The 24,260-nt window shown below is 67.8% G+C and carries 26 protein-coding genes and 1 other RNA gene; 17 read left to right on the forward strand and 10 right to left on the reverse strand.

Annotated elements, in window-relative coordinates; genetic code table 11:
- Positions 1 to 49 precede the first annotated feature (49 nt).
- The 4 genes from PGN16_RS02615 (at position 50) to ftsH (ending at position 4,957) form a co-directional block, all read left to right on the forward strand.
- Entirely contained in the window at positions 50 to 937 is an 888-nt protein-coding gene (locus PGN16_RS02615; RefSeq protein WP_335307849.1) for a helix-turn-helix domain-containing protein, read from the forward strand.
- An 85-nt stretch (positions 938 to 1,022) separates the two neighbouring features.
- Positions 1,023 to 1,901: a tetratricopeptide repeat protein gene (locus PGN16_RS02620; protein ID WP_335307850.1), complete on the forward strand. Its 879-nt coding sequence runs from the start codon at positions 1,023 to 1,025 to the stop codon at positions 1,899 to 1,901.
- Positions 1,864 to 2,910: a tRNA lysidine(34) synthetase TilS gene (tilS, locus tag PGN16_RS02625; RefSeq protein WP_335307851.1), complete on the forward strand. Its 1,047-nt coding sequence runs from the start codon at positions 1,864 to 1,866 to the stop codon at positions 2,908 to 2,910. The genes PGN16_RS02620 and tilS overlap by 38 nt, the downstream gene beginning before the upstream one ends.
- Before the next feature lie 64 nt (positions 2,911 to 2,974).
- On the forward strand, positions 2,975 to 4,957 hold the full coding sequence (gene ftsH / locus PGN16_RS02630; RefSeq protein ID WP_335307852.1) for an ATP-dependent zinc metalloprotease FtsH: 1,983 nt from the start codon (positions 2,975 to 2,977) through the stop codon (positions 4,955 to 4,957).
- Between the two features lie 306 nt (positions 4,958 to 5,263).
- Here ftsH and ligA read toward each other — a convergent pair whose 3' ends face one another.
- Positions 5,264 to 7,405 carry an NAD-dependent DNA ligase LigA gene (gene ligA / locus PGN16_RS02635; RefSeq protein WP_335307853.1) on the reverse strand — a complete coding sequence of 714 codons (2,142 nt, stop codon included), beginning with the start codon at positions 7,403 to 7,405 and terminating at the stop codon, positions 5,264 to 5,266.
- Between the two features lie 40 nt (positions 7,406 to 7,445).
- Entirely contained in the window at positions 7,446 to 7,877 is a 432-nt protein-coding gene (locus PGN16_RS02640; protein WP_028966173.1) for an RrF2 family transcriptional regulator, read from the reverse strand.
- Between the two features lie 45 nt (positions 7,878 to 7,922).
- Between PGN16_RS02640 and ssrA the strand changes: the two genes are divergently transcribed.
- Positions 7,923 to 8,269, forward strand: a transfer-messenger RNA (tmRNA) gene (gene ssrA, locus PGN16_RS02645).
- A gap of 53 nt (positions 8,270 to 8,322) precedes the next feature.
- Here the strand turns inward: ssrA and PGN16_RS02650 are convergent.
- The 3 genes from PGN16_RS02650 to PGN16_RS02660 all read right to left on the reverse strand — a co-directional run bounded on the left by PGN16_RS02650 (position 8,323) and on the right by PGN16_RS02660 (position 10,661).
- Complete coding sequence (locus PGN16_RS02650) at positions 8,323 to 8,487, reverse strand: hypothetical protein (RefSeq protein ID WP_184504532.1); 165 nt, start codon at positions 8,485 to 8,487, stop codon at positions 8,323 to 8,325.
- A gap of 225 nt (positions 8,488 to 8,712) precedes the next feature.
- Complete coding sequence (locus PGN16_RS02655; protein ID WP_335307854.1) at positions 8,713 to 9,501, reverse strand: SDR family oxidoreductase; 789 nt, start codon at positions 9,499 to 9,501, stop codon at positions 8,713 to 8,715.
- Between the two features lie 14 nt (positions 9,502 to 9,515).
- Positions 9,516 to 10,661: an acyl-CoA dehydrogenase family protein gene (locus tag PGN16_RS02660; protein ID WP_335307855.1), complete on the reverse strand. Its 1,146-nt coding sequence runs from the start codon at positions 10,659 to 10,661 to the stop codon at positions 9,516 to 9,518.
- A 411-nt stretch (positions 10,662 to 11,072) separates the two neighbouring features.
- Here PGN16_RS02660 and PGN16_RS02665 point away from each other — a divergent pair, with 411 nt between their 5' ends.
- Positions 11,073 to 11,570 (forward strand): CHAP domain-containing protein, encoded by a 498-nt coding sequence (locus tag PGN16_RS02665; RefSeq protein ID WP_335307856.1) that lies wholly within the window; start codon positions 11,073 to 11,075, stop codon positions 11,568 to 11,570.
- Between the two features lie 7 nt (positions 11,571 to 11,577).
- Here PGN16_RS02665 and msrB read toward each other — a convergent pair whose 3' ends face one another.
- Positions 11,578 to 12,075, reverse strand: a complete 498-nt coding sequence (msrB, locus tag PGN16_RS02670; protein WP_335307857.1) for a peptide-methionine (R)-S-oxide reductase MsrB — start codon at positions 12,073 to 12,075, stop codon at positions 11,578 to 11,580.
- 77 nt (positions 12,076 to 12,152) lie between these two features.
- Here msrB and PGN16_RS02675 point away from each other — a divergent pair, with 77 nt between their 5' ends.
- From PGN16_RS02675 to PGN16_RS02720, 10 genes are all read left to right on the forward strand, one after another.
- The gene (locus tag PGN16_RS02675; RefSeq protein WP_335307858.1) at positions 12,153 to 12,425 is read left to right on the forward strand and encodes a hypothetical protein; all 273 of its coding nucleotides are present in this window, start codon (positions 12,153 to 12,155) and stop codon (positions 12,423 to 12,425) included.
- Positions 12,426 to 12,468: 43 nt separating this feature from the next.
- Positions 12,469 to 13,725: a glutamate-5-semialdehyde dehydrogenase gene (locus tag PGN16_RS02680; protein ID WP_335307859.1), complete on the forward strand. Its 1,257-nt coding sequence runs from the start codon at positions 12,469 to 12,471 to the stop codon at positions 13,723 to 13,725.
- Positions 13,726 to 13,727: 2 nt separating this feature from the next.
- A complete protein-coding gene (locus PGN16_RS02685; protein ID WP_335308374.1) occupies positions 13,728 to 14,372 on the forward strand; it encodes a nicotinate-nucleotide adenylyltransferase in 645 nt (214 codons plus the stop codon).
- Between the two features lie 2 nt (positions 14,373 to 14,374).
- Positions 14,375 to 14,767 carry a ribosome silencing factor gene (rsfS, locus tag PGN16_RS02690; protein ID WP_335307860.1) on the forward strand — a complete coding sequence of 131 codons (393 nt, stop codon included), beginning with the start codon at positions 14,375 to 14,377 and terminating at the stop codon, positions 14,765 to 14,767.
- A 179-nt stretch (positions 14,768 to 14,946) separates the two neighbouring features.
- Positions 14,947 to 15,369: a 23S rRNA (pseudouridine(1915)-N(3))-methyltransferase RlmH gene (locus PGN16_RS02695; RefSeq protein ID WP_335307861.1), complete on the forward strand. Its 423-nt coding sequence runs from the start codon at positions 14,947 to 14,949 to the stop codon at positions 15,367 to 15,369.
- On the forward strand, positions 15,369 to 16,439 hold the full coding sequence (locus tag PGN16_RS02700) for a murein hydrolase activator EnvC family protein (protein WP_335307862.1): 1,071 nt from the start codon (positions 15,369 to 15,371) through the stop codon (positions 16,437 to 16,439). Before PGN16_RS02695 ends, PGN16_RS02700 begins: the two co-directional genes overlap by 1 nt.
- Positions 16,440 to 16,544: 105 nt before the next feature.
- Positions 16,545 to 17,921 carry a S41 family peptidase gene (locus PGN16_RS02705; RefSeq protein ID WP_335307863.1) on the forward strand — a complete coding sequence of 459 codons (1,377 nt, stop codon included), beginning with the start codon at positions 16,545 to 16,547 and terminating at the stop codon, positions 17,919 to 17,921.
- On the forward strand, positions 17,918 to 18,403 hold the full coding sequence (locus PGN16_RS02710; RefSeq protein ID WP_335307864.1) for a disulfide bond formation protein B: 486 nt from the start codon (positions 17,918 to 17,920) through the stop codon (positions 18,401 to 18,403). Before PGN16_RS02705 ends, PGN16_RS02710 begins: the two co-directional genes overlap by 4 nt.
- Positions 18,400 to 18,933 carry a demethoxyubiquinone hydroxylase family protein gene (locus tag PGN16_RS02715; RefSeq protein WP_335307865.1) on the forward strand — a complete coding sequence of 178 codons (534 nt, stop codon included), beginning with the start codon at positions 18,400 to 18,402 and terminating at the stop codon, positions 18,931 to 18,933. Before PGN16_RS02710 ends, PGN16_RS02715 begins: the two co-directional genes overlap by 4 nt.
- Positions 18,934 to 18,945: 12 nt before the next feature.
- On the forward strand, positions 18,946 to 19,392 hold the full coding sequence (locus tag PGN16_RS02720; RefSeq protein ID WP_335307866.1) for a hypothetical protein: 447 nt from the start codon (positions 18,946 to 18,948) through the stop codon (positions 19,390 to 19,392).
- Between the two features lie 30 nt (positions 19,393 to 19,422).
- Here the strand turns inward: PGN16_RS02720 and PGN16_RS02725 are convergent, their stop codons facing one another.
- Positions 19,423 to 20,055 (reverse strand): DedA family protein, encoded by a 633-nt coding sequence (locus PGN16_RS02725; protein WP_335307867.1) that lies wholly within the window; start codon positions 20,053 to 20,055, stop codon positions 19,423 to 19,425.
- A gap of 80 nt (positions 20,056 to 20,135) precedes the next feature.
- Here PGN16_RS02725 and PGN16_RS02730 point away from each other — a divergent pair, with 80 nt between their 5' ends.
- Positions 20,136 to 20,930, forward strand: a complete 795-nt coding sequence (locus PGN16_RS02730) for an aldo/keto reductase (protein ID WP_335307868.1) — start codon at positions 20,136 to 20,138, stop codon at positions 20,928 to 20,930.
- Positions 20,931 to 21,033: 103 nt separating this feature from the next.
- Here PGN16_RS02730 and PGN16_RS02735 read toward each other — a convergent pair whose 3' ends face one another.
- From PGN16_RS02735 to PGN16_RS02745, 3 genes are all read right to left on the reverse strand, one after another.
- Positions 21,034 to 22,431, reverse strand: coding sequence for a UdgX family uracil-DNA binding protein (locus tag PGN16_RS02735; protein ID WP_335307869.1), 1,398 nt, complete (start codon positions 22,429 to 22,431; stop codon positions 21,034 to 21,036).
- Positions 22,432 to 22,440: 9 nt separating this feature from the next.
- Complete coding sequence (locus PGN16_RS02740; protein ID WP_335307870.1) at positions 22,441 to 22,926, reverse strand: hemerythrin domain-containing protein; 486 nt, start codon at positions 22,924 to 22,926, stop codon at positions 22,441 to 22,443.
- A 61-nt stretch (positions 22,927 to 22,987) separates the two neighbouring features.
- Positions 22,988 to 24,241 carry a putative DNA modification/repair radical SAM protein gene (locus PGN16_RS02745; RefSeq protein ID WP_335307871.1) on the reverse strand — a complete coding sequence of 418 codons (1,254 nt, stop codon included), beginning with the start codon at positions 24,239 to 24,241 and terminating at the stop codon, positions 22,988 to 22,990.
- Between the last annotated feature and the right edge of the window lie 19 nt (positions 24,242 to 24,260).

Raw genomic sequence — 24,260 nt, forward strand, 5'->3', positions numbered from 1 at the left:
GAAAGACGATGGTGACGCATCGCGGTAAACGCAGGGGTCGGAGACAGGAATGAGCGAAGGCGAGCATCCGGCGCAGGCGACGTCGCCGAGCGGCGCTCCGCAGCCCGGCACGGTCGGTGCCCGTCTGCGCGCCGCTCGCGAGGCGCAGGGGCTGTCGGTGGCCGAGGTGGCGGCGCGGACCCGTGTGACGCAGCGCTTCCTGGAGGCGCTGGAGGACGACCGGCTCGATCTGCTGCCTTCGCCGACTTATGCCTCGGGATTTGCGCGCGCTTATGCCCGCGCGGTCGGGCTCGACCAGGCCGAGATCGGGCGCGGCATCCGCGGTGAACTGGCGCGTGGCGCGATGCCGATGCGACAGCATCATATCGAGGAGATCGCCGACCCGTCGCGCGGGCCGTCGCGCGGGACGGTGATCGTCGCGGCGGGGGTCGCGCTGGCGGTGTTGATCCTCGGCGTGCTGTGGCTGTCCACCGGCATGTTCCGCGGCACGCAGGAGTCACCAGAAGCCGCAGCGAGCCCGACGACCGTGGCGCGCAGCGCGCCGGTTCCGCCGCCCAGCCCGACACCCGCGACCGGCAAGGTGGTGCTGACCGCGAAGAACGAGGTATGGATGCGCGTCTACGACGGCGCGAACAAGACGCTGTTCACCGGCACGTTGCAGCCCGGCCAGACCTTCGAAGTGCCCGCAGGCACCGACCGTCCGATGCTCAACATCGGGCGTCCCGACCAGTTGCAGGTAACGGTCGATGGTCGCGCGTTGCCGCCGCTGGGCGACGGCAAGCGGGCGATGAAGGACGTCGGCGTCAGCGCCGAGGCGCTGGCGGCACGCTTTGCCGGCGCGCCCGCCCCTGCGGCGCCTCCGTCGGCCGGCGCAAGCCCGTCCGCGGCCGCCAGCGGCTCGGCGGTACCGCCCGCTTTCCAGAACAACGGTGAATGACGCGATCCTGCCGCCCGCTTAAGGTTGGCGACAGCAGTGATATTCCAGAACATTATCCGGTGCCGATGCATCGGGGGACGAGAAGATGACCAAGTTTCTAGCGGGTGCTGCGATCGCCCTCACTCTTGCCAGCCCGGCGCTCGCACAGCGCGACGCGCCGGTCGAGGCGCGCGTCGACAAGCTCGAAAGCGAGATGCGCGCGGTACAGCGCAAGGTGTTCCCGGGCGGCGCGGGCATGATGGTCGAGCCGCAGATCGCGCCGAGCGCGCCGTCGTCGGTCGAGGCCGCGGGCATGCCCGCCTCGGGCGCGATCACCGACCTGACCGCGCGCGTTACGTCGCTTGAGCAGCAACTGGCGTCGATGACCGGGCAGATCGAGCAGAACGAATATCGGCTGCGCCAGTTGGAAGGGCAGTTCGCGGACTATCGCAAGGCGACCGACGCCAAGCTCGCCGCGCCACCGGTAGCGACCCCGGTTGCGCCGGTCGGCGGCCCCGACGTCACCGTGCCCGAGGCACCTGCGCCGGCCGACAAGCCCGCCAGCACCGCCGGGGTCACCAAGCCGAGCACGGGTGATGCGGCCGAGGACGGCTATCTCTACGGCTATCGGCTGTGGGAGGCGAAGCGTTATGGCGAGGCGGTGACGGCGCTCAAGAAAGTCGTCGCCGATTATCCCAAATCCCGTCGTGCCAGCTATGCGCAGAATCTGATCGGGCGCGCCTATCTCGATGACGGCAAGCCGAGCCTCGCCTCGATCGCTTTCTATGACAATTACAAGAAGTTCCCGGATGGTGAGCGCGCGCCGGACAGCCTCTATTATCTCGGCAGCGCGCTGGTGAAGCTCGACAAGGCGGCCGACGCCTGCAAGGTTTATGGCGAGCTGACCGACGTTTACGGCGCGACCATCTCCGCCAAGATGAAGGCCGATGTCGCCAAAGCCCGCACCGCCGCCAAGTGCAAGTGAGGTGATGCTGCGCCCGCTGCCCGGGGCGGCGGTTGCGCGGTTTCGGGGCGATGTCGAGCGGCTGGTGTCGCGCGCGCTGGATGGCGCGACCCTGACGGGATCGGGGCGGCTGGCGCTCGGGGTATCGGGCGGGGCGGACAGTATGGCGATGCTCCGCTTAGGCGTGGCAGCCTTTCCGGGGCGGATCGTCGCCGCGACCTTCGATCATCGGCTGCGCCCGGGATCGGCAGAAGAGGCGGCGATGGTCGGGCGGGTCTGCGCCGCACTTGACGTGCCGCATTATAGTCTTGCCCCGTCCGAGCCGATCACCGGCAATAGCAAGCAGATGCGGGCGCGGGAGGCGCGGTACGCGGCGCTGGGCGAATGGGCGCGTGCGAAAGACGTGTCGTTCCTGCTGACCGCGCATCATGCCGACGATCAGGCCGAGACATTGCTGATGCGGCTGCAGCGCGGCTGTGGGCTGTCGGGGCTCTCGGCGATCCGCGCGGTGCGCTTCGACGACTTCGGCGTCGTGTTGCGTCCGTTGCTCGGCTGGCGACGCGCCGAATTGAGGGCGATCGCCGAGGAAAGCGCGACGCCCTTCGCCGACGATCCGTCGAACCTCGACCATCGGCACGACCGGACGCGGATCCGCGCGCTGCTCGCCGCCACACCGGCGCTGGACCCGGTCGCGCTGGCGGCATCGGCGGGGTATCTCGCCGAGGCGGAGGACGTGCTGGCGCGCCAGGCCGACCTGATGTGGTCCGAGCGATGGCAGGGACCGGATCGGGGCTTTCCGATCGCCGATGCGCCGCGCGATCTTCGCCGCCGGCTGGTGCGACGCGCACTGACGGACTCGCGCGCGCGACTCGGGGTGGTGCTGCCGCCGTTCGCGGGCGACTCGGCCAATGTCGAGGCGCTGCTCGACGCGCTGGAGGCGGGGCGAAGCGCGACGCAGGGCGGAATTCTGGTGCGCAGCCGCCCGACCGGCTGGATCTTTTCTACAGCACCGCCGCGTCGATCACTCTGACCGACGTTGTTCCATTGCCATTAACCTGTCCGAGCCTACATTATAGCCGACGGAAAGGTAGCCGATGAACGACAACGACAGGCAGCCCGGAAACGGCGGCAACGACAATGGCGGTTCGGGCGGTCCGAACCCGTGGATGAAGAGCCTGCTGATCTGGGTCGGCGTGCTGCTCTCGCTCGCGGTGGTGGTGACGCTGTTCGACGGCCGGACGAGCACCGCGCAGGGCAATACGATCGCGTATTCCACCTTCCTCGACAAGGTCGACGAAGGCACGGTGAAGAGCGTCAACGTCAGCCGCGACATGATCTCCGGCTCATTCTCCAGCGGCGACAAGTTCCGCACCTATCCGGTGCAGGACTCGGGGCTGATCGACCGGCTGCGCAAGTCGGGCGTCGAGGTCGCGGGCAAGCCGGAGGAAGGGCCGTCGGTGTGGATGGTGCTGCTGTACCAGTCGCTGCCGTTCCTGCTGTTCCTCGGCATCGCGTTCTTCGTGCTGCGCCAGATGCAGAAGGGCGGCGGTGCGGGCGGCGCAATGGGCTTCGGCAAGAGCCGCGCGCGGATGCTGACGCAGAAGGAAGGCAAGGTCACCTTCGACGATGTCGCGGGCATCGACGAGGCGCGCGCCGAGCTGACCGAGATCGTCGACTTCCTGAAGGATCCGACGAAGTTCGCGCGGCTGGGCGGCAAGATCCCGAAGGGCGCGTTGCTGGTCGGGTCGCCGGGCACCGGCAAGACGCTGCTGGCGCGCGCGATCGCGGGCGAGGCGGGCGTGCCGTTCTTCACCATCTCGGGTTCGGACTTCGTCGAGATGTTCGTCGGCGTCGGCGCGAGCCGTGTCCGCGACATGTTCGAACAGGCCAAGAAGAGCGCGCCGTGCATCGTCTTCATCGACGAAATCGATGCGGTCGGCCGTCATCGTGGCGCCGGGCTGGGCAACGGCAATGACGAGCGCGAGCAGACGCTCAACCAGTTGCTGGTTGAGATGGACGGCTTCGAGGCCAATGAGGGCATCATCATCGTCGCGGCGACCAACCGCCCCGACGTGCTCGATCCTGCGCTGTTGCGTCCGGGGCGCTTCGACCGGCAGGTGGTGGTGCCGCGGCCGGACATCGACGGTCGGGTCAAGATCCTCGAAGTGCATATGAAGAAGGTGCCGCTGGCGCCGGACGTCGATGCACGGACGATCGCGCGCGGCACGCCGGGCTTCTCGGGTGCCGATCTCGCCAATCTCGTCAACGAGGCGGCGCTGATGGCGGCGCGCAAGGGCAAGCGTCTGGTTGCGAACGCCGAGTTCGAAGAGGCCAAGGACAAGGTCATGATGGGCGCCGAGCGACGTTCCATGGTCATGACCGAGGACGAGAAGCGGATGACCGCCTATCACGAGGCGGGCCACGCGATCGTCGCGCTGCACGAGCCGGCGTCGGACCCGATCCACAAGGCGACGATCATCCCGCGTGGTCGCGCGCTGGGCATGGTCATGCGGCTGCCGGAGCGGGACAGCTACAGCTATCACCGCGACAAGATGTATGCGAACCTCGCGGTGGCGATGGGCGGTCGGATCGCCGAGGAAGTGATCTTCGGCTATGACAAGGTGTCGAGCGGCGCGAGCGGCGACATCCAGTATGCCACCGGGCTGGCGCGCGACATGGTCACGAAATGGGGCATGTCGGACAAGGTCGGTCCGGTCGAATATGCGCAGCCCGAAGGCGAGAGCTTCCTCGGCTATTCGTCGAGCCAGCCGGTGCGGATGTCGAACGCCACCGCGCAGCTGATCGACGACGAGATCAAGGCGATCGTGGAGGGCGGGCTGCACCGCGCCAAGCAGGTGCTGACCGAGCATCTCGACCAGCTCCACACGCTGGCCGGGGCGCTGCTCGAATATGAGACGCTGAGCGGCGACGAGATCAAGCGGTTGATCGCGGGCGAGGAACTCGACCGCCGCGATCAGGGGCCGAAGACGCCGTCGGTCCCCTCGGTCGGAACGTCCATCCCGAAGACCAAGCGTCCGTCGGGGCCTTTCGGGAATCCGTCGCCGGCCGGGGCGTGATGCTTAGGTCCTGGTAAGGTGGAAAGAGAGGCGGCCTGCGGGTCGCCTCTTTTTGGTGCCGTGGCGTTGTGTGGGGCGTCATTGCGAGCGTAGCGAAGCAGTCCAGGGCGTCCGGGTCCGGCCCTGGATTTCTTCGCTACGCTCGCAATGACGGTGAGGACTGAGGCAGGGGGCCATCGGCTTCCGTGATGGTGCGATCCGCCTACCGCAAACGTCGCCCCGGACCTTGATCCGGGGCCCCCTTCTCTTTTCGGGGGGCAAGAAGCGGGATCCCGGATCAGGTCGGGGATGACGTTTCGGCCAGCGCTACTCTCCCGCGCCGGCGACGATCGCATTCCACGCGGCTTCGTCGATCACAGTGATCCCCAGTTCGGCCGCCTTGGTCGCCTTCGATCCCGCGCCCGGGCCGGCGACGAGCAGGTCGGTCTTCTTCGACACCGATCCCGCGACATGCGCGCCGAGGCGTTCGGCCTGTGCCTTCGCCTCGTCGCGGCTGAGCGTTTCGAGCTTGCCGGTGAAGACCACTGTCTTGCCCGTCACTTCCGACCCGCGCGTCTCGACCACGAACGGTGGCGGGGACACCTGCGCGAGCAGATCGTCCCATACGGTCTGGTTGTGCGGCTCGTGGAAGAAGTCCGCAAGGGCGTGGCCGACGGCTGCGCCGACATTTTCGACCCCGATCAGCTCGGAAATCGCCTTGTCGAGGCGGGTGCGGTGCCGCTCCGGTGTCTCGCCGAGCACCGCCGGTAACGTATCGCGAAGCAAAATAACCTCGTGCGCCTTGTCGGCGAGCGCGTCGAGAGTGACATAACGCTTGAGCAAATCACGCGCGGTGACAATCCCGACGTGGCGGATGCCGAGCCCGAACAGCAGCCGCGCCGCATCGGGTGCGCGGCGCGCCTCGATCGCGTCGAGTAGCGCGTCGACCGAGCGCGCCTGCCAACCCTCGCGTCCGACCAGTTCGTCGCGGTGCGTGGCGAGGCGGAAGATGTCGGCGGGCTCCGTGATCCAGCCGAGGTCGAGCAGTTCGACCAGCGTCTTCTCGCCCAGCCCGTCGATGTCGAGCGCGCCGCGGCTGACGAAATGCTTGAGCCGTTCGAGCCGCTGTGCCGGGCAGACCAGCCCGCCGGTGCAGCGCACGTCGACCTCACCCTCTTCGGCGACCGCCTCGCTGTGGCAGATCGGGCAGTGATCGGGAAAGGCGAACGGCGGCAGCTCGGCGGTGCGCGGGAGCACCGCGACGATCTGCGGGATGACGTCGCCGGCGCGTTGCAGGATCACGCGGTCGCCCTCGCGTGCATCGAGCCGCGCGATTTCGTCGCGGTTGTGGAGCGTGGCGTTGGTGACGACCACGCCGCCGACGGTGACCGGCGTCAGCCGCGCGACCGGGGTAAGCTTGCCAGTGCGGCCGACCTGGATGTCGATCCGCTCCAGCGTGGTCTGCGCCTGTTCGGCGGGAAATTTGTGCGCGATCGCCCAGCGCGGCGCGCGGCCGACGCTGCCCAGCCGCTCCTGCCAGTCGAGGCGGTCGAGCTTATAGACGACGCCGTCGATGTCGAAGGGCAGATCGGCGCGCTGTGCCTCAATCGCGCGATACACCGCGAGCGCGCCCGCCGCATCGTCGCAGCGCGCGAAGGCGTCGGCGATCGGGAAGCGCCAGTCGCGCAGCGCTGCGACGACCGCCGCCTGCGTGTCACCGGGGATCGCGCTCGCCTCGCCCCAGCCGTGCGCGAGGAAGCGGAGCGGGCGGGCGCGTGTGACCTCCGGATCCTTCTGGCGCAGCGAGCCGGCCGCGGCGTTACGCGGGTTGGCGAATTGGCGCGCCTCCTTGCCGGCGGCTGCGGCTTCTTCGGCGAGCCGGCGGTTGAGCGCCGCGAACGCCGCTTTCTCCATATAGACCTCGCCGCGCACCTCGAACACGTCGGGCGCGGCGGCGGGGAGGGTCGCGGGGATGTCGGCGATCGTGCGGACATTGGCGGTCACATCCTCGCCGACCGCGCCGTCGCCGCGGGTCAGCGCCTGCACCAGGCGGCGGTCCTCGTAGCGGAGCGAGCAGGACAGGCCGTCGATCTTGGGCTCGGCGGTCAACGCAACCGGCTCTTCGCCACCGAGCCGCAGGAAGCGGCGGACGCGCGCGACGAACTCCATAACCTCTTCGTCGGAGAAGGCATTGTCGAGGCTCATCATCGCGCGGGCGTGCGCGACCTTGGCGAGATGCGCGGCGGGGGCAGCGCCGACCTGCCGGCTCGGCGAGTCGTTGCGGACCAGCGCCGGAAAAGCCTGTTCGATCGCGTGGTTGCGCCGGACCAGCGCGTCGTAAGCGGCGTCGCTGATCTCGGGCGCGTCCTCGGCATGATAACGCTGGTTGTGGTAGGCGATCTCGGTAGCCAGCCGCGCCAATTCGGCAGCGGCGGCAGTGTCGTTGTCGGGCAGCGGCGCATCGGTCATCGCACCGGGTTAGAAAACCCGCGCGGCAGCGTCCATCACTTCACGCTGCGGCGAGCTTCTCCGCGGTTGCATCGGCGAGGCTGGTGCCGTCGAGGATGCGCGCGGTTTCGTCACGCACGCGCATCATCGCCAGCCGAATCGCGCACTCGGCCTCGCTCTTGCAATCCTTGCACGGGCGATAGGCGGTGCGGCTGACGCAGGGGACGAGCGCGAGCGGCCCCTCAATCACGCGGATCACCTCGCCCAGCGAGATCAGATGCGCGGGACGCGACAGGACATAACCGCCCATCTTGCCGCGATAGCTGTGCAGCAGCCCGGCGTCGCGCAGGTCGGCGAGGATCAACTCCAGGAATTTGCGCGGAACATTCGCCTCCGCCGCGATGCGCGTCATGGGCGTCGGCGGTGCCCCGGCCGGCGCGGTGGCCAGGAACAGCATCGAACGCAGGGCATAACGGGAGCGCTGGGTAAGCATGACCCACTATATACAGGGATATTGTGGCGGGCAAATGGCCGATCGGCTCTTTTCCAAACGCTTCGAACGCCCTATATCGCGTGGCGTCGGGTTCTACCCGGCTATGGCGATAAACTGCGGCGTAGAATAGACGCAGCGGACCCGGGGGCAGTACCCGGCGGCTCCACCATAAGTGGTGGTGTTCTGGACACCGTTTCTGACGGGGCCGAACCAGGATCGACGTGTGTTGAAAGGCGCTGTTTTCGCTCGGAATGGGACCACCGCAACGGCCCATTACACAAGTGCCAACGATAACGAAGCACTCGCGATTGCGGCGTAACTGATGGCCTAACGGCCTGACGTTACACCAAAATAGCGCGGTTGGACCCCACCGGGCAACAGAAGGGGATTCCAGCGGTACGGGGAGCACCGGGCAACAGAAGCTCCCCACTTACCATCGAAGAGGTCAGTCGTCGCCGAGCAGCGATGATTTGCGCGGGATCGTCTCTTCGCTGGGCTGACCCTTGTCGAGCTGGTCGGAGGGGCGGCGCGCGTCGCCGTCCTGCTGGTGTTCGGTCGACAGGTTGGGGCGTTTGGTCTCGGTGGTAGGGCGGATCGCGTCGTCGGTCATCGGATCGTCTCCTCTACGCTGACCAACGGACCGCGTTACGCGGCCGTTCCCGTGGGTGGGGTGGGACTGGTTCGTCATTTCGAGCGTAGCGAAGCAATCCAGGGCGTCCTGGTCCGGCTCTGGATTGCTTCGCTTCGCTCGCAATGACGGGCGAGAGCGTTCGTTTTTGCGACGGACACAGGAAGCGGGATCCCGGATCAAGTCCGGGATGACGGGGAGGGCCGCCTAGCCGTCGATGCTGCCGCCCAGCGCGGCATGGACGAGGCCGCCGTCGACCGCGATCGTCTCGCCGACGACATAGTCGCCCGCACGGCTGGCGAGATAGATGGCGGTGCCGGCCATATCCTCGTCGGTGCCGATGCGGCGCGCCGGGATTGCCTTGGCCACCGCCTCGCCATGGTCGCGCGCGGCGCGGTTCATCTCGCTGGCGAACGCGCCGGGGGCGATCGACGTGACGTTGATGCCGTCGCGGATCAGCCGCGCCGCCAGTCGCTTGGTCAGATAGATCAGCGCCGATTTCGAGGCGTGATAGCTGTACGTCTCCCACGGGTTGAGCCGCAGCCCGTCGATCGAGGTGATGTTGATGACCTTGGCGGGACGGTGCGCGCTTGCGCCGGCCTTGAGCAGCGGGTGGAGCGCCTGCGTCAGGAAGAACGGTGACTTGACGTTGAGGTCCATGACCTTGTCCCAGCCAGCCTCCGGGAACTCCTCGAAGGCGACGCCCCAGGCCGCGCCGGCATTGTTGACGAGGATGTCGAGTTTGTCCTCGCGTTCCGCCAACGCGGCGGCGAGCGCGCGACAGCCATCGACGGTCGCGATATCCTGCGGAAGCGCGATGCAATTTTCGCCAAGTTCCGCGGCGGTTTCGGCGCAGGCATCGGCCTTGCGGCTCGAGACGTAGACGCGCGCGCCCTGCGCGACGAAGCCGGCGGCGATCATCCTGCCGATCCCGCGGCTGCCGCCCGTGACCAGCGCGACGCGGCCGTCGAGCCGGAACAGCTTGCCGATGTCCATGTGCATCCTCTCCCTTATCCGCCGCGCTTCAGCGTCTCGCGTGCGATGATCAATTGCTGGATCTGGCTGGTGCCTTCGTAGATGCGGAACAGCCGCACGTCGCGGTACAGCCGCTCGACCCCGTAGTCGGCGATATAGCCGGCCCCGCCGAGGATCTGCACCGCGCGATCGGCGACGCGGCCGACCATCTCGCTGGCATAATATTTGGCGGCGGCGCTCTCGAGGATCACGTCGTCGCCGGCGTCCTTCTTCGCGGCGGTGTCGAGCACCAGCGCGCGCGCGGCGAGCGCCTCTGTCTTCGAATCGGCGATCATCGCCTGGATGAGCTGATGCTCGGCGATCGGCTTGCCGAACTGGCGGCGACCGGCGGCATAGCCGACCGCGTCGGCGATCAGCCGCTCGGCGACCCCGACGCACACCGCGGCGATGTGCAACCGCCCGCGATCGAGCACCTGCATCGCGATGCGGAAGCCGTCGCCCTCCGCACCCAGCCGGTTGGCGACCGGGACGGGCACGTCGTCGAACATGACGTCGGCGACCTTGGCGCCCTTCTGCCCCATCTTCTTCTCGGGGGTGCCGACCGTCACGCCCGGTAGGTCGCGCGGCACGAGGAACGCCGAAACGCCGCGCCCGCCCTGCTCCTCGCCGGTGCGTGCCATCACCGTGAACAGGTCGGCGCGGTCGGCATTGGTGATATAGCGTTTGGTGCCGCTGAGCCGATAGACGTCGCCGTCGCGCACCGCGCGGGTCGTGACGCTGCCCGAATCGCTGCCGACATCGGGTTCGGTGAGCGCGAAGCTGGTGATGATCGCGCCGCTGGCGATGCGCGGCAGCCACGCGGCTTTCTGTTCGGCGCTGCCGGCGATCACCAGCCCCTGGCTGCCGATCCCGACGTTGGTGCCGAAGGCGGAGCGGAACGCCGGGGTGGTGCGCCCGAGTTCGATCGCGACGCGTACTTCCTCGTCCATCGTCAGGCCGAGACCACCGTAATCGGGTGCGATCGACAGCCCGAACAGGCCCAGATCGCGCATCTCGGCAATGATCGCATCCGGCACGGCGTCATCGGCCTCCACCTGCGCCTCGAGCGGCCGCAGCCGTTCGGCGACGAAGCGTCGAACCGTCGCGATCAATGCATCAAAGGTGTCGGAATCCAGCGCCATAGCGGCCTTCTCTTCCTCTCCACGTAGGTGGATTGGATTAGAGCGCGGGAAGCGGGTCGGCAAGCATCGAACGGTACTCGTCGTTCGAAAGTGATGTTTGGTAACAGCATTCGTCGCGTACTTGATGCCCGAAATCCGCTCTTCGTTGCCCGGCGAATCGTCGTTAAGCGGCGATCAGGGCCGAATTTAACCTGCGGGTAAGACTCAAGGGCAGCATCGCTGCCGCACTTTTCGGTGCGACGTTCAATTCGTCGTCAGTCATCTTCGGTTCATCCGAAAAGGTTCCCGCCGCATTTGTTCATTCAGATCTTTCTGGTTAGCCGAGGGTCATCAATCCTGTTGACCGGGGGGTCACCCGTGAACGCCAAGGTATGGACAGCGCGATTTGCGCTGGTGGTTTCGTGCGCCCTGATGGGCATTGCTCCGGCGCAGGCGCGCTCGCTGCAGTGTGCGCCATTCGCGCGTGAAGTCTCGGGGATCGACATCCACGGCAATGCCAATACCTGGTGGGGGCAGGCGGCGGGCCGCTACGACCGTGGCACTGCGCCCGAGGTCGGCGCGGTGATGGCGTTCAAGGCGACGCGCGCGATGCCGGTCGGGCACGTCGCGATGGTCAGCAAGATCGTCAGCGCCCGTGAAGTGCTGCTCACCCACGCCAATTGGTCGCGCCGCGGCGGGATCGAGCGCGACGTTCGCGCGGTCGACGTCTCGGCAGCGGGTGACTGGAGCGAAGTGCGCGTATGGTTCGCCGGGATCGGCGATCTGGGCACGAGCAGCTATCCGCTGGCCGGGTTCATCTATGCCGGCAAGGCGCCGGTAACGGTCGAGAGCGAGGCGCCGCTTGCGCCGCTGACGATCGCGACCTCGGCGGTGGTGCCGGTCGGCGGCGCGATCCCCGCCGCGCGTTGATTTCGGGTCAGGCGGGACGGAAGGTCATCGCCACGCCGTTCATGCAATAACGTTTGCCGGTCGGGCGTGGCCCGTCGTCGAAGACATGGCCGAGATGCCCGCCACAGCGGCTGCAATGTACCTCGGTCCGCACCATCCCCAGGGTCGAATCGCGGTGATAGCCAACCGCGCGGGGCAGCGGCGCAGTGAAGCTGGGCCAGCCGGTGCCGCTTTCGAACTTCGTTCTGGACGAGAACAGCGGCTGGCTGCAGCCCTTGCAGGCGAACGTCCCATTGCGGTGCTCGTTGTTGAGCGGGCTGCTGTACGGGCGTTCGGTTCCTTCGCGGCGCAGCACGTCGAAGGCGGCAGGGCCGAGCTGCGCCTGCCATTGAGCGTCGGTGCGCGTGACGGGGAAACGCTCCGCCGCGTCCGCCGTGCGCGATCCGCACGCGAGCAAGGTCGTGGCAATCACCCCGCTGCCGGCAACGGCGAGGAAGCGGCGGCGGTCCAGAGCTGAATCGGTCATCCTGCGCATATGGTGACGGACGCGTGATCCGCCAGCACCGGAACCTATCGTGACCCAAGTTTGTTTTCTGGGTTACTATGTCCTTCCAGCAACTTGATCCGCCGCTTCCGGTCCATGTCCTCGACAAGGGCGCCGGCTATGCTTTCGCCGTGATCGATTATGGGCAGGAGCATAATCTTATCTGGGTCACGGCGATCAACGACACCGGCGAAATCTGGTGCGCGCCGAACCCGCGCGTGCGGCTGCAAGCCAATTGGACGATGGGGCGGGCGCGTCCTCCGGCGGTGTCGAAGCCGGTCGGTGACGATTGTGCGCCGCTAGTCGGGGAGCCGGTCGACAAGCCCAATTGATCGATGGTTGGGAGTTGGCGCCTGTGCGTGCTACGGCACGCGCATGTCGGACGATCCTGTCAAACTCATCGCCAGCCTCGCCGCGCGCGCACGCGCCGCGGCTCGTCATGTCGCAGGGCTGACTGACGAGAAAAAGGCGACCGCGCTGCGGTTCGCGGCGCAGGCGCTCCGTGACGGCGCGAGCGATATCCTGAGCGCCAATGCGGTCGATCTGGCACGCGGGCAGGGCAATGGCATGTCCGGCGCGATGCTCGATCGGCTGCGGCTGGACGAGGCGCGGGTCGAGGGCATTGCCGCGGCGGTCGCGACCGTTGCCGATCTTGCCGATCCCGTCGGGCAGGTGATCGACGCGCGCGAACGCCCCAACGGTCTGGCCCTGAGCCGCGTCCGGGTGCCGATCGGGGTGATCGGGATCATCTACGAAAGTCGTCCCAACGTCACCGCCGATGCCGCGGCGCTGTGCGTGCGATCGGGGAATGCGGTGATTCTGCGCGGCGGTTCGGAGGCGGTGGAGAGCAATCGGGCGATCCACGCCGCGATGGTGCGCGGTCTGCAGGAGGCAGGGGTGCCGGGCGACGCGGTGCAACTGGTGCCGACCACCGATCGCGGGGCAGTCGGCGCGCTGCTCACCGCGTCGGGAGCGATCGACCTCATCATCCCGCGTGGCGGGCGCAGCCTGGTCGAGCGGGTGCAGAACGAGGCGCGCGTGCCGGTGCTCGCGCATCTCGACGGGATCAACCATGTGTTCGTGCATCGCTCCGCCGATCGCGACATGGCGACGCGGATCGTGCTGGATGCCAAGATGCGCCGGACCGGCATCTGCGGCGCGATGGAGACGTTGCTGATCGACCGCGAGTGGCCGCACGCCGCGGCGCTCATCAGCGCGCTGGTCGAGCGGGGCTGTGCGGTGCGTGGCGACGACGCGGCGCGCGCGCTGGTGCCGTCGATCGACGTGGCCGAGGCGGCGGATTGGGACACCGAGTATCTCGACGCGATCGCCTCGGTCGCGATCGTCGACGGCGTGGATGCCGCGTTGGCGCATATCGCCGCCCATGGCTCGCACCATACGGATGCGATCGTTGCCGAGGACGAGACGGTCGCGGAGCGGTTTTTGCGCGAGGTCGATTCGGCGATCGTGCTGTGGAACGCCTCGACGCAATTCGCCGACGGCGGCGAGTTCGGGCTGGGCGCGGAGATCGGCATCGCCACCGGTCGGCTCCACGCGCGCGGGCCGGTCGCGCTCGAAGGGCTGACCACCTATAAATGGCTGGGGCGCGGCAGCGGGCAGATCCGCGTTTGACGATCCGGCGCGTCGGGCTGCTCGGCGGCTCGTTCAATCCCGCGCATCGCGGGCACCGGCACGTCACGCTGGAGGCGATCCGGCTGCTCGGGCTGGACGAGGCGTGGTGGCTGGTGTCGCCGGGCAATCCGCTGAAGCCGCGCGCGGGGATGGCGCCGCTCGCCGCGCGGCTGGCCTCGGCACGCGCGATGGCGCGGCGCGCGCCGATCCGCGCGACCGATCTGGAGGCGCGGCTGCGCACCCGCTACACGGTCGATACGCTGCGGACGATCGTGCGCCGCTATCCGCGCAACCGCTTCATCTGGATCATGGGCGCGGACAATCTCGCGCAATTTCATGCGTGGCGACACTGGCGGACGATCGCGCGCACGATGCCGATTGCGGTTTTGACGCGTCCGGGCTATGACGACGATGCTCTCGCGGCTCCCGCGATGGGCTGGCTGCGGCGCTATCGGCGGCCCGCGCGCCAGGCGACGAACTGGGCCGAGTGGAGTGTGCCAGCCCTGGTGCTGCTGCGTTTCCGCCCCGACCGGACATCCGCGACGCAATTGCGCGCCGTCGATCCCGACTGGCATGTTCGCTACGCCAATCCGATATCTGTGACCACAACCCCCGCCGCGTCGTCGTCGCGGCAACCCCAGGAGTAACCTTGCCCGCCACCGAACCCGCCCGCCGCTCGCCCGATTCCACGGATGTCGAGGCGCTGCATCGTCTGGTCCTGCAATCGCTGGACGACGATCAGGCGGTGGACACGATCTCGATCCCGCTCGCGGGCAAGTCGTCGATCGCCGACTATATGGTCATCGCCAGCGGGCGATCGACCCGGCAGGTCGCGTCGATGGCGCAGAAGCTGGCCGAGCGGATCAAGGGCGAGACCGGTCGTCCGGCGCGGATCGAAGGGCTGCCCAATGCCGATTGGGTGCTGATCGATGGCGGCGACGTGATCGTCCACCTGTTCCGGCCCGAGGTGCGCAGCTTCTACAATCTGGAGCGAATGTGGTCGTTCGGCGACGCGCCTGCGCCGAGCGTCGCGCCGAACTGAGGTTCGGTCGATAGATAGCGATCTCTCTGTCGAACCGTAATCCCGGACTTGATCGGGGATCCCGCTTCCCGCCGCAATCGCCGAAGGGAAGCGGGGCCCCGGATCAAGTCCGGGGCGACGATCGAAGCGGCTGGTCTGATCGGCCCAGAAATCCTCGGTCTTTCCCATAGAGGGCGCACATGTTGCTGCACATCGTCGCGCGGGGCCGGATCGGGCGGTCGCCCGAGGCCGAGCTGGTCGATCGCTATCTCAAGCGGATCGTGTGGCCGACGCGGATCAGCGAGCTTCCCGATCGTGGCGGGCGCGAGCCTGACCGCCCCGCGCAGGGCCGCCGCATCCTGCTCGACGAGAAGGGGGAGGTGCTCGGCTCGACCGCCTTGGCCGAGCGGATCGGGCGGTGGCGCGACGATGGCGTGCGTGAATCGCGGTTCCTGATCGGGGCGGCGGACGGCTTTACCGACGCGGAGCGCGGCGAGGCCGATATGCTGTTGTCGTTCGGCCGCGCGACCTGGCCGCATCTGCTCGCGCGCGCGATGCTCGCCGAGCAATTGTTCCGCGCGACCAGCATTCTGGCGAACCACCCCTATCATCGCGAAGGATGATGCGGCGGCGGTGGTCATCGGCGGCGGTCGCGGCGCTTGCGGTGGTCGGCGGCGCGGCCCTGGCGGTGGCACAACCCGGCGCAGACGCAAAGCGCCGTGCGCAATGGCTCGAGGACCGCGCCGACACGATCGCCGACCCGGCGCAGCGCGCCCGGTTGCGCGAGGCGGCGGTCGCGGCGCGGGTGACCGCTGCCGAGGCCGATCTCGCCGCGCTCCAGGCGCAGGCGGCGATGATCGACCGGCGACTGGCGACGCAGCGCGCGCTGCTCGCCGCGCGTGAGGCGCCGGTCGCGCGGCTGCTGGCGACCCTGACCGCGCTGGCGCGGCGGCCCGCGGTCGTGACGCTCGTGCAACCGGGCAGCGTCGCGGACCTCGTCCATGCGCGCGCGGTGTCGGCGGCGATCCTGCCGGTGCTGCGCGCTCGCTCGGCGGCGTTGCGGCGTGCGGTGGCGCACGGCCGGGTGATGCAGGCGAGCGCGGCGACGGCGCAGCGGAGATTGCGCGCCGCACGGGCGCGGCTGGTCGAGGCGCGCGAGCAACTCGCGGCGGTGACCGGCGGCGACGACGAACGCGCGCTGGCGATGGAGGAGGCGGTGCGCGACACCGCCGAGCGGCTGACCACGTTGGGCAGCGAGCAAGCGGTGCTCGCCGACGTTATGGCGTTGCCGCTGCCGGCGGTGCCGCGCGGGAGCCCGGTCGCGAGGAAGCCGGCCTACCGCCTGCCGGTGATCGGGCGGTTGGTGACCGGCATGGGCGAAGTGTCGGGCAACGGCGTGCGCGCGCGCGGGCTGACGCTGGCGGTGCCTGCTGGTGCCGCGATCGTCGCGCCGGCCGGCGGGCGCGTGCGCTTCGCCGGGCCGTTCCGCAGCTTCGGACGGATCGTGATCGTCGATCATGGCGCGGGCTGGACGTCGCTGATCGCCGGGCTCGGCAACGTCGCAGTCGAGAGCGGGGCGAGCGTCGCGCCGGGCGCGCCGCTCGGCAATGCGCCGAAGGTCGATGGCGCGCGCGTGACGGTCGAGCTGCGTCGACAGGGGCGGCCGGTCGACATCGCGCAGCTCGTGGGATGAAGGCTGCGTCGCTCAGCCGCCATTCAGCCGCGCGGGTGCTTTGATCGTCCCGGCAATTCCGCTACACCACGGGATCGTCCATCCGCAGGAACAGTTTCGCCCGTCATGAAGTCAAAGCTGCTCCCGGCCGTCGCGCTGGTCACCACCATCGCCACCGTGCCGGTCGCCACCGGGGCGATGGCCGCGTCGGACACCGCCACCTATCGCCAGCTCGACAAGTTCCTCGACGTCTACAATCGCGTAAAGGCCGATTACGTCGACAAGGTCACCGACGATCAGCTCATGAAGGGCGCGATCGACGGGATGCTCGCGGCGCTCGACCCGCACAGCAGCTATGTCGACGCGTCCGACTTCGACAATCTGCGCATCCAGACCGAGGGCAATTACGGCGGGCTGGGCCTGACCGTCTCGATGGAAGACGGCGCGGTCAAGGTGATCGCGCCGCAGGAAGATACGCCGGCCGGGCGCGCCGGGATCAAGTCCGGCGACTTCATCACGCATATTGATGGCAAGCTGATCTACGGCGGCACGCTCGACGAAGCGACGGCGCAGATGCGCGGCAAGCCGGGCACCAAGGTGACGCTGACGCTGATCCGTCCCGGCCGCGACAAGCCGATCGTCGTGACGCTGGTGCGCGAGGTGATCGTGCAGCGCCCGGTGAAGTGGGAAGTGAAGGGCGATGTCGGCTATATCAACATCAACACCTTCTCCGAACAGACCGGCGCCGACACGCGCGCCGCGATCATGGCGATCGACAAGTCGCTCGGGCACCGTCCGCTCGGCTATGTCGTCGACCTGCGCGAGAATGGCGGCGGGCTGCTAACGCAGGCGATCGAGGTGTCGGACGCCTTCCTCAACCGCGGTGAGATCGTCAGCCAGCGCGGGCGCGAGAAGGACGATATCGAGCGCTATTTCGCCCGGCCGGGTGACGATGCGCACGGACTGCCGGTGATCGTGCTGACCGATTCGGGCACTGCCTCGGCCAGCGAGATCGTCGCGGGTGCGTTGCAGGATCATCACCGCGCGCTGGTGATGGGCGAGCGGACGTTCGGCAAGGGCTCGGTGCAGACGCTGTTGCAACTCGGCCCGCGCACCGCGTTGCGGCTGACGACCGCGCGGTATTTTACCCCGTCCGGGCGGAGCGTGCAGGAGGGCGGCATCGAGCCCGACATCCGCGTTCCGCAAATCTCCGACCCCGATTACAAGTCGCGTCCCGTCTTCCGCGAGGCCGATCTGCGCCGGCACCTGATCAACGAGATCAAGTCGCCCGACAATGCGGTGCTTGAGGAGGATGTGAAGGACGATCCGCGCTTTGCGACCTCGCCTGACGCGCTCAAGAAGCAGGGGATCGAGGACTTCCAGCTCTGGTACGCACTCAAGACGATCGCGCGGCTGGGTGGCGCGACGCAGGTCGCGGCGGTGACGCAGGCGATGACGGTCAAGCCGACCGCCAGCGCCACGCCGGCGCCGGTGAAGAAGTGATCGGGACCGGCCTGCGCAACGCGCGCTTGCTGGCGCTGTTGATCCCGGCGGCATTGCTCGGCGGGGCATGGGCGTTCCAGCTGATCGGCGGGCTGTATCCGTGCGAGATGTGCCATTGGCAGCGCTGGCCGCATTACGGCGCGCTGGCGATGGCGGTGCTGGCGTTCGTGACCGGAGGGCCAAGGGTCAAGGCGACGCTGGTCGCGGGCGCGGCGGCGTTGATCGCGGTGTCCGGGCTGATCGGGGTCTTCCACGCCGGGGTCGAATATCATTGGTGGCAGGGGATCACCGCCTGCACGCAGACCACCAACCTGTCGGGCCTGTCGACCGATCAGGCCTTGAAGGACCTGCTCGCCGCCCCCATCGTCCGGTGCGATGCGCCGCAATGGTCGCTGCTCGGAGTGTCGCTAGCGGGATGGAATGCGGTGATCTCGCTGGTCGGCGCGGGGCTGATCGCGGCGCAACTGAGGAGGCGTGGATGACTTGGAAGCCCGGTGACCGGCCGCATCCGACCGCGTCGATGATCCGCGTGGATCAGGCCGGCGAGTTCGGCGCGATCCGCATCTATGCGGGGCAGCTCGCGATCATGGGGCAGCGTTCGCCGATGGCGCGCAAGATCTCGGCGATGGCGTTGCAGGAGGAAAAGCATCGCGCCTTCTTCGACCGGATGATCGTCGAGCGTGGCGTGCGACCGACCTTGTTCCAGCCGTTCTGGGATGTCGCGGGCTTCGCGCTCGGCGCGGTGACCGCAGCGATCGGGCCGGAGGCGGCCATGGCGTGCACCGCCGCGGTCGAGACCGAGATCGACAAACATTATGAGGAGCAGCTCATCGCGCTGGGCGACAGCGATCCCGAACTGTCGGACGCGATCCGCGAGTTCCAGGCCGAGGAGCTGGAGCATCGCGACACCGCGCTTGCTCATGGCGCCGAGAATGCGCCGGCCTATCCGTTGCTGTCGGCGGCGATCCGGCTCGGGTGCCGTGTCGCGATCGCCACCGCCAAACGTCTATAGAAGGTCCGTTCGATGCGTCGTCGCCTTTCGCCGATCCTCTTGACGCTCTGTGCCGCGCCCGCGGTGGCGCAGGTCGGCCCGCCCGCCAGCACGACCCGCGTGCCGAAGATCACGGTGGCGGAGGGCGTGTCGCGTAGTGCGCCGGTGAACGGCGTGATTGTCCTCTACGGTAACGAACGCTGCCCGACCGACAACAACGGCAACGAAGTGGTCGTCTGCACCCGCCGCCCGGCTGAGGAGCAGTTCCGCATCCCCAAGGAGTTGCGCAACTTCGAGGTGACGCCCGAGAATGAAAATTGGGCGGCGCGCGAACAGGCGAACCGCGATGTCGGGACGGTCGGCGTCGGAAGCTGCTCGACGGTCGGCGCGGCGAGCGCGACCGGCTGCGTCACGCAGAATGCGACGCGCTGGAAGAAGGAACGCCGCGCCGAAGTGAAGCGGGACACGCCGGAGCTATAGAAGTCTCCGCCATTCCGGCCGCGAGTGAGGTCAGCGCTTCGCCTTCATCCCGTTGACGCGATGCCAGATGTAGAAGGCGATCGCGGCGACCAATACGACGCCGATCGCGGCATCGGCACGGTGGAAGAACGCCTTCAGCCGCGGATCGCTGTTCCACTTGTCGCCGAGCGTCATGCCGATCCACGCCAGCAGCAGGCAGAACGGCCACGAGCCGATGAACGTGTAGAGGTGGAACGGGATCAGCTTCATCCGCGCGACGCCGGCGGGGAAGGCGATGAACGTGCGGATCACCGGCAGCATGCGTCCGATCAGGATCGCCCACGCGCCCCAGCGATTGAAGAAGCGGTCGGCGAGATCGAGCTCGCCCGGCCCGAGCAGCACGTAGCGCCCGAACTTCTCCGCCATCGGCCGCCCGCCGCGCCGCCCGATCTCGTACGCGACGATCGAGCCGAGATTGCACCCGAGCGCCCCCGCGGTCGCGGCGAGGAACAGGTTCAACTCGCCGGTCGACACCAGATAGCCGGCGAACGGCATGATGATCTCGCTGGGCAGCGGGATGCAGGCGCTCTCGATCGCCATCAACAGCGCGATACCCCAGTAACCGCCGGCAGAGATGACGGCGATGGCAAAGCCCGCGAGGGCGGCAAGGATCTTCTCGACCATCCTGCGCGCTTGCGGCACTGCGGCAAGAAAGGGAAGCGAGAATCCGGGAACCGTGTCGGGACAGCAATGGTTCGTCGCAGATGACAGACCTGACCCTGAACGACGGCCGCGCCATGCCGCAGCTCGGCCTTGGCACCTATCAGATCCCCGATGCGCAGGTCGCGCCGGTGGTGCGCGCCGGGCTGGACCTCGGCTTTCGCCTCGTCGACACGGCCGCACTGTACCATAATGAGCGGGGCGTCGGTGAGGGCCTTGGGCATGACGACGTCTGGGTGACCACCAAATTGTGGCACGACCAGCATGACGATGCTGCCGCGGCGCTCGACGCCAGCCTGGCGCTGCTCGGGCGCGAGCGTGTCGATCTGTACCTGATCCACTGGCCGCATCCCGCGGGCGGACGGTTCGTCGATGCGTGGAAGACGCTGATAGAATTGCGCGAGCGCGGGCTGGCGCGGTCGATCGGCGTATCGAACTTCCTGCCCGAGCATCTCGACGCAATCATCGACGCGACCGGGGTGGTGCCTGCGGTCAACCAGATCGAATTGCACCCGACCTTCCAGCAGCGCGACGTGCAGGACGCCAATCGTGCGCACGGGATCGTGACGCAGAGTTGGAGCCCGCTGGGGCAGGGCGCGACGCTCAAGGACGAGCGGATCGTGCGGATCGCTGGGGATGTGGGGGCGACGCCGGCACAGGTGATCATCGCCTGGCATCTCGCCAAGGGCTTGTCGGTGATCCCCAAGGCGGGCGATCTGGACCATCTCGCGAGCAACTGGGGTGCGCAGGAGGTGCGGTTGTCGGACGAGCAGATCGCGGCGATCGATGCGATGGACGATCCCGACGGGCGAATGGGGCCTGACCCGCGCGAGATGTGAGGGGCGGAGCCGGCATCCTGTTCGTCATTGCGAGCGCAGCGAAGCAATCCAGGGCGACCTGATCCGGCCCTGGATTGCTTCGCTGCGCTCGCAATGACGAGCGTCAGCCTAGCGCCGCATGCGCCAGCTTCAGGTCCTCGACGAAGCGCGCGAATTCGGTGGTGCGCGCGTCCTCGTCGGGCAGCCGCAGCAGATAGCTGGGATGCACCGTGATCCATGCCGCGCCGCCATCGGGTAGCCGTTGCTCGCGTCCACGCTCGCGGCCGATCGTCATCACCTTGCCGAACAGGCTGCGCGCAGCAGTCGCGCCGAGCGCCACCGTCACCTTGGGGCGGAGCAGCAACTGCTCCTGCTCGATCCACCAGCGGCACGCCTCGATCTCGCCCGCGTCGGGCTTGGCGTGGATGCGGCGCTTGCCGCGCGGCTCGAACTTGAAGTGTTTCACCGCGTTGGTGACATAGGTCTGCTCGCGGGTGATCCCGGCGGCAGCGAGCGCGCGGTTGAAGACCTGTCCGGCGGGGCCGACGAACGGATGACCGGCGAGATCCTCCTGATCGCCGGGCTGCTCGCCGACGAACATCATCGGCGCCGACACCGGCCCTTCGCCGAACACCGTCTGCGTCGCATGTTTGTGGAGGTGGCAGCGCGTGCAGGCGGCGGCTTCGTCGCGCAGCGCCTCCCAGGCGAGTTGCGCATTGCCGCCGATTTCCTCGCGACCGCGGGCCCGCTCGATCATTCCGCTCTCCCGTGCCTGCGCACTGGCCAGCAATTGCGGGACCAGCGCGGTTTCCGGCATATTCTTCCAGTATTTGCGCGGCATCTCCTTGAGCATCGCGTTCACCTTGACGCGCGCCGGGTTGAAGATGCTGGCGTAATAGGTCTTCCACACTTCCTCGACCGGGTCGCCCTCCGGCGCGTCGCCACGTATCGCTGGCGGCCCTTCGCTGAGCCGCGCGCCGTCCCAGTGGATCGATAGCTCGGGCGTGAGGATCGACCAGCGCATCGACGCGAAGCGGTTGACGAAGAAGGCGGCATTGGCGCGGACGATATGATGTTCGGGCTCGAACCACGCGACATAGCGGTCACCATCGTCGTCGGTGACGCTGCGGAAGCGGACGAAGGCGCGCATCTTGTGGATGTCGCGCCGCACCGCCTTCGCCAGTCCTTCGAGACGGCGGACGAGCGGATCGGCATGATCCTCGACCAGCCGCGGCATGTCGCGCAGCCGCCACAAGAGCGTGTAGAGCAGCGCGAACCGCTCCGGATCGTGGTGGAGAATCGCATCGCCCGCCAGCGCGATGAACGCCCGCGACACGCGCAGCGGTGAGGCGGTGGCGAGCGGCGTTCCGGCGGGCGTCGCCGCGGTCGCGAACAAATCCTCGGCCGCCGCGCCGACCTGCCAGACGACACGGTCGGGCGGTACGTCCGCGGCGATCAGCGCGCGCGCCGCCTCGCGCCAGGCGTCCATGTCATCGGGCGCGGGAAGCGTGGCGACGCGCATCAAGCGTGATTACTCGCGCTCGTCGCCGCCGGGCGGGTTGTCGCGCGCCAGCTCCAGCTCGGCGGGCTTGCGCTCCTCATAGGTGTCGGCGAGCCGTTCCTCGGTCGCGTCGTCGAGCTTCTCTTCGGCGGCGGGGAACATCTCTTCCTCTTCCTCGTCGATGTGATGCTCGTAGCGGTGGCGCATGTGCGCGAACTTCTGCTCCCACGCATCGGAGCCGAACTCCATGTCGAGCAGTTCGCCGATCAGATCGTCGACTTCCTTATGCTCGGCGACCGAATGGCGGGCGTCGTCGCGCAGGTCGGGGCGGCCCAGCATCGTCGCGTAGAGCGATTCTTCCTCGGCAGCGGCATGGCTCTGCACTTCCAGCCGGAACGCCTCGAACAGCTCGCGGCGTTCGGCGCTGTCGCCCTTCCGGTCGTCCAGTCGCTTGAGCATGTCGCGCTGCTTGTCGTGGTCGCGCTTGAGGTCGGCGTAGATGTCTGCGTGCGCCATATCGATCTCCTTCGAGGCCGTAGCGCACGACGCAGCGCACCGTTTCACCCGCGATTCATTCTCACGCGCCGAACAATTCCAGCTGCTGGCGGGCAGGGCGTGGCGCGACGAGCGGCTTGAGTTCGGCGCGGTCGGTGAGCGTCATCGGACGCCAATCCTCGGCGACGATGAACGGGCGGATGCGTGCGATCGAAACGGTCAATCGTGCGACGTCGTCGAGCCGCAAGCGTCGCCAGCGGCGCGCGGCGAGGATGCTTTTGACCGCTTTCGTGCCCAGACCGGGCACGCGCCAGAGCAATTCGCGCGGCGCGCGGTTCACGTCGACCGGGAATTGGTCGCGAAACTTGAGCGCCCACGCCAGTTTGGGGTCGATGTCGAGCGGCAACATGCCGGTTGCGTCGTCAGTTGCGGCCACGACTTCGCGCGGTTGGAAGCCGTAAAAACGCATCAACCAGTCGGATTGATACAGTCGGTGCTCACGCATGAGCGGTGGACGCTGCAACGGGAGCACGCTGGACGCGTCGGGGATCGGGCTGAACGCAGAATAATAGACGCGACGCAGCCCAAAGCGATCGTAGAGCGTCGACGCCTTGGTGACGATGTCGCCATCGGTCGCGGCGTCGGCGCCGACGATCATCTGGGTCGACTGGCCGGCGGGGGCGAAGCGCGGCGCGGACTTGTATTTGGTGCGCGCCTCAGCGGTGTCGACAATCGCCGCCTTCATCTCGCCCATCGCGCCTTCGATGCGGACATTGTCCTTTTCGGGGGCGAGTCGCTTCAGGCCGCCGACGGTAGGCAGTTCGACGTTGATCGAGACGCGGTCGGCATAGAGCCCGGCCTGATGCACCAGCTCGGGATCGGCGTCGGGGATCGTCTTGAGGTGAATATAGCCGCGGAAGTGATAATCCTCGCGCAGGCTGCGCGCGACCTCGACCAGCTGCTCCATCGTGTAGTTCGAGGATTTGATGATCCCCGACGACAGGAACAGCCCCTCGATATAGTTACGGCGGTAGAAGGAGAGCGTGAGGTTGACGACCTCCTGCGCGGTGAAGCGCGCGCGGTGGACGTTCGAGCTCTTGCGGTTGATGCAATAATGGCAGTCGAAAATGCAGCTATTCGTCAGCAGGATCTTTAGCAGCGAGATGCAGCGACCATCGGGCGCGTAAGCGTGGCAGATGCCCATGCCCTCGGTCGAGCCGATGCCCTTGCCGTCGGCGGAGTTGCGCTTCGCAGTTCCTGAAGAAGCGCAAGAGGCATCATATTTCGCCGCGTCCGCAAGGATTTCCAGCTTCTGTCGGACATCCAGTTGCGCCATGTGTTCGATGTATGTTCGA

It is taken from the genome of Sphingomonas phyllosphaerae, from assembly GCF_036946485.1.
Classification (GTDB): Bacteria; Pseudomonadota; Alphaproteobacteria; order Sphingomonadales; family Sphingomonadaceae; genus Sphingomonas; species Sphingomonas phyllosphaerae_E.

What these genes read in the sequence shown, in the direction of transcription:
- PGN16_RS02615 (WP_335307849.1), top strand. Translation starts at nt 50, where the DNA reads ATGAGCGAAGGCGAGCATCCGGCGCAGGCGACGTCGCCGAGCGGCGCT.
- PGN16_RS02620 (WP_335307850.1), top strand. Translation starts at nt 1,023, where the DNA reads ATGACCAAGTTTCTAGCGGGTGCTGCGATCGCCCTCACTCTTGCCAGC.
- tilS (WP_335307851.1), top strand. Translation starts at nt 1,864, where the DNA reads ATGTCGCCAAAGCCCGCACCGCCGCCAAGTGCAAGTGAGGTGATGCTG.
- ftsH (WP_335307852.1), top strand. Translation starts at nt 2,975, where the DNA reads ATGAACGACAACGACAGGCAGCCCGGAAACGGCGGCAACGACAATGGC.
- ligA (WP_335307853.1), bottom strand. Translation starts at nt 7,405, where the DNA reads ATGACCGATGCGCCGCTGCCCGACAACGACACTGCCGCCGCTGCCGAA.
- PGN16_RS02640 (WP_028966173.1), bottom strand. Translation starts at nt 7,877, where the DNA reads ATGCTTACCCAGCGCTCCCGTTATGCCCTGCGTTCGATGCTGTTCCTG.
- PGN16_RS02650 (WP_184504532.1), bottom strand. Translation starts at nt 8,487, where the DNA reads ATGACCGACGACGCGATCCGCCCTACCACCGAGACCAAACGCCCCAAC.
- PGN16_RS02655 (WP_335307854.1), bottom strand. Translation starts at nt 9,501, where the DNA reads ATGGACATCGGCAAGCTGTTCCGGCTCGACGGCCGCGTCGCGCTGGTC.
- PGN16_RS02660 (WP_335307855.1), bottom strand. Translation starts at nt 10,661, where the DNA reads ATGGCGCTGGATTCCGACACCTTTGATGCATTGATCGCGACGGTTCGA.
- PGN16_RS02665 (WP_335307856.1), top strand. Translation starts at nt 11,073, where the DNA reads ATGGGCATTGCTCCGGCGCAGGCGCGCTCGCTGCAGTGTGCGCCATTC.
- msrB (WP_335307857.1), bottom strand. Translation starts at nt 12,075, where the DNA reads ATGACCGATTCAGCTCTGGACCGCCGCCGCTTCCTCGCCGTTGCCGGC.
- PGN16_RS02675 (WP_335307858.1), top strand. Translation starts at nt 12,153, where the DNA reads ATGTCCTTCCAGCAACTTGATCCGCCGCTTCCGGTCCATGTCCTCGAC.
- PGN16_RS02680 (WP_335307859.1), top strand. Translation starts at nt 12,469, where the DNA reads ATGTCGGACGATCCTGTCAAACTCATCGCCAGCCTCGCCGCGCGCGCA.
- PGN16_RS02695 (WP_335307861.1), top strand. Translation starts at nt 14,947, where the DNA reads ATGTTGCTGCACATCGTCGCGCGGGGCCGGATCGGGCGGTCGCCCGAG.
- PGN16_RS02700 (WP_335307862.1), top strand. Translation starts at nt 15,369, where the DNA reads ATGCGGCGGCGGTGGTCATCGGCGGCGGTCGCGGCGCTTGCGGTGGTC.
- PGN16_RS02705 (WP_335307863.1), top strand. Translation starts at nt 16,545, where the DNA reads ATGAAGTCAAAGCTGCTCCCGGCCGTCGCGCTGGTCACCACCATCGCC.
- PGN16_RS02715 (WP_335307865.1), top strand. Translation starts at nt 18,400, where the DNA reads ATGACTTGGAAGCCCGGTGACCGGCCGCATCCGACCGCGTCGATGATC.
- PGN16_RS02720 (WP_335307866.1), top strand. Translation starts at nt 18,946, where the DNA reads ATGCGTCGTCGCCTTTCGCCGATCCTCTTGACGCTCTGTGCCGCGCCC.
- PGN16_RS02725 (WP_335307867.1), bottom strand. Translation starts at nt 20,055, where the DNA reads ATGGTCGAGAAGATCCTTGCCGCCCTCGCGGGCTTTGCCATCGCCGTC.
- PGN16_RS02730 (WP_335307868.1), top strand. Translation starts at nt 20,136, where the DNA reads ATGACAGACCTGACCCTGAACGACGGCCGCGCCATGCCGCAGCTCGGC.
- PGN16_RS02735 (WP_335307869.1), bottom strand. Translation starts at nt 22,431, where the DNA reads ATGCGCGTCGCCACGCTTCCCGCGCCCGATGACATGGACGCCTGGCGC.
- PGN16_RS02740 (WP_335307870.1), bottom strand. Translation starts at nt 22,926, where the DNA reads ATGGCGCACGCAGACATCTACGCCGACCTCAAGCGCGACCACGACAAG.
- PGN16_RS02745 (WP_335307871.1), bottom strand. Translation starts at nt 24,241, where the DNA reads ATGGCGCAACTGGATGTCCGACAGAAGCTGGAAATCCTTGCGGACGCG.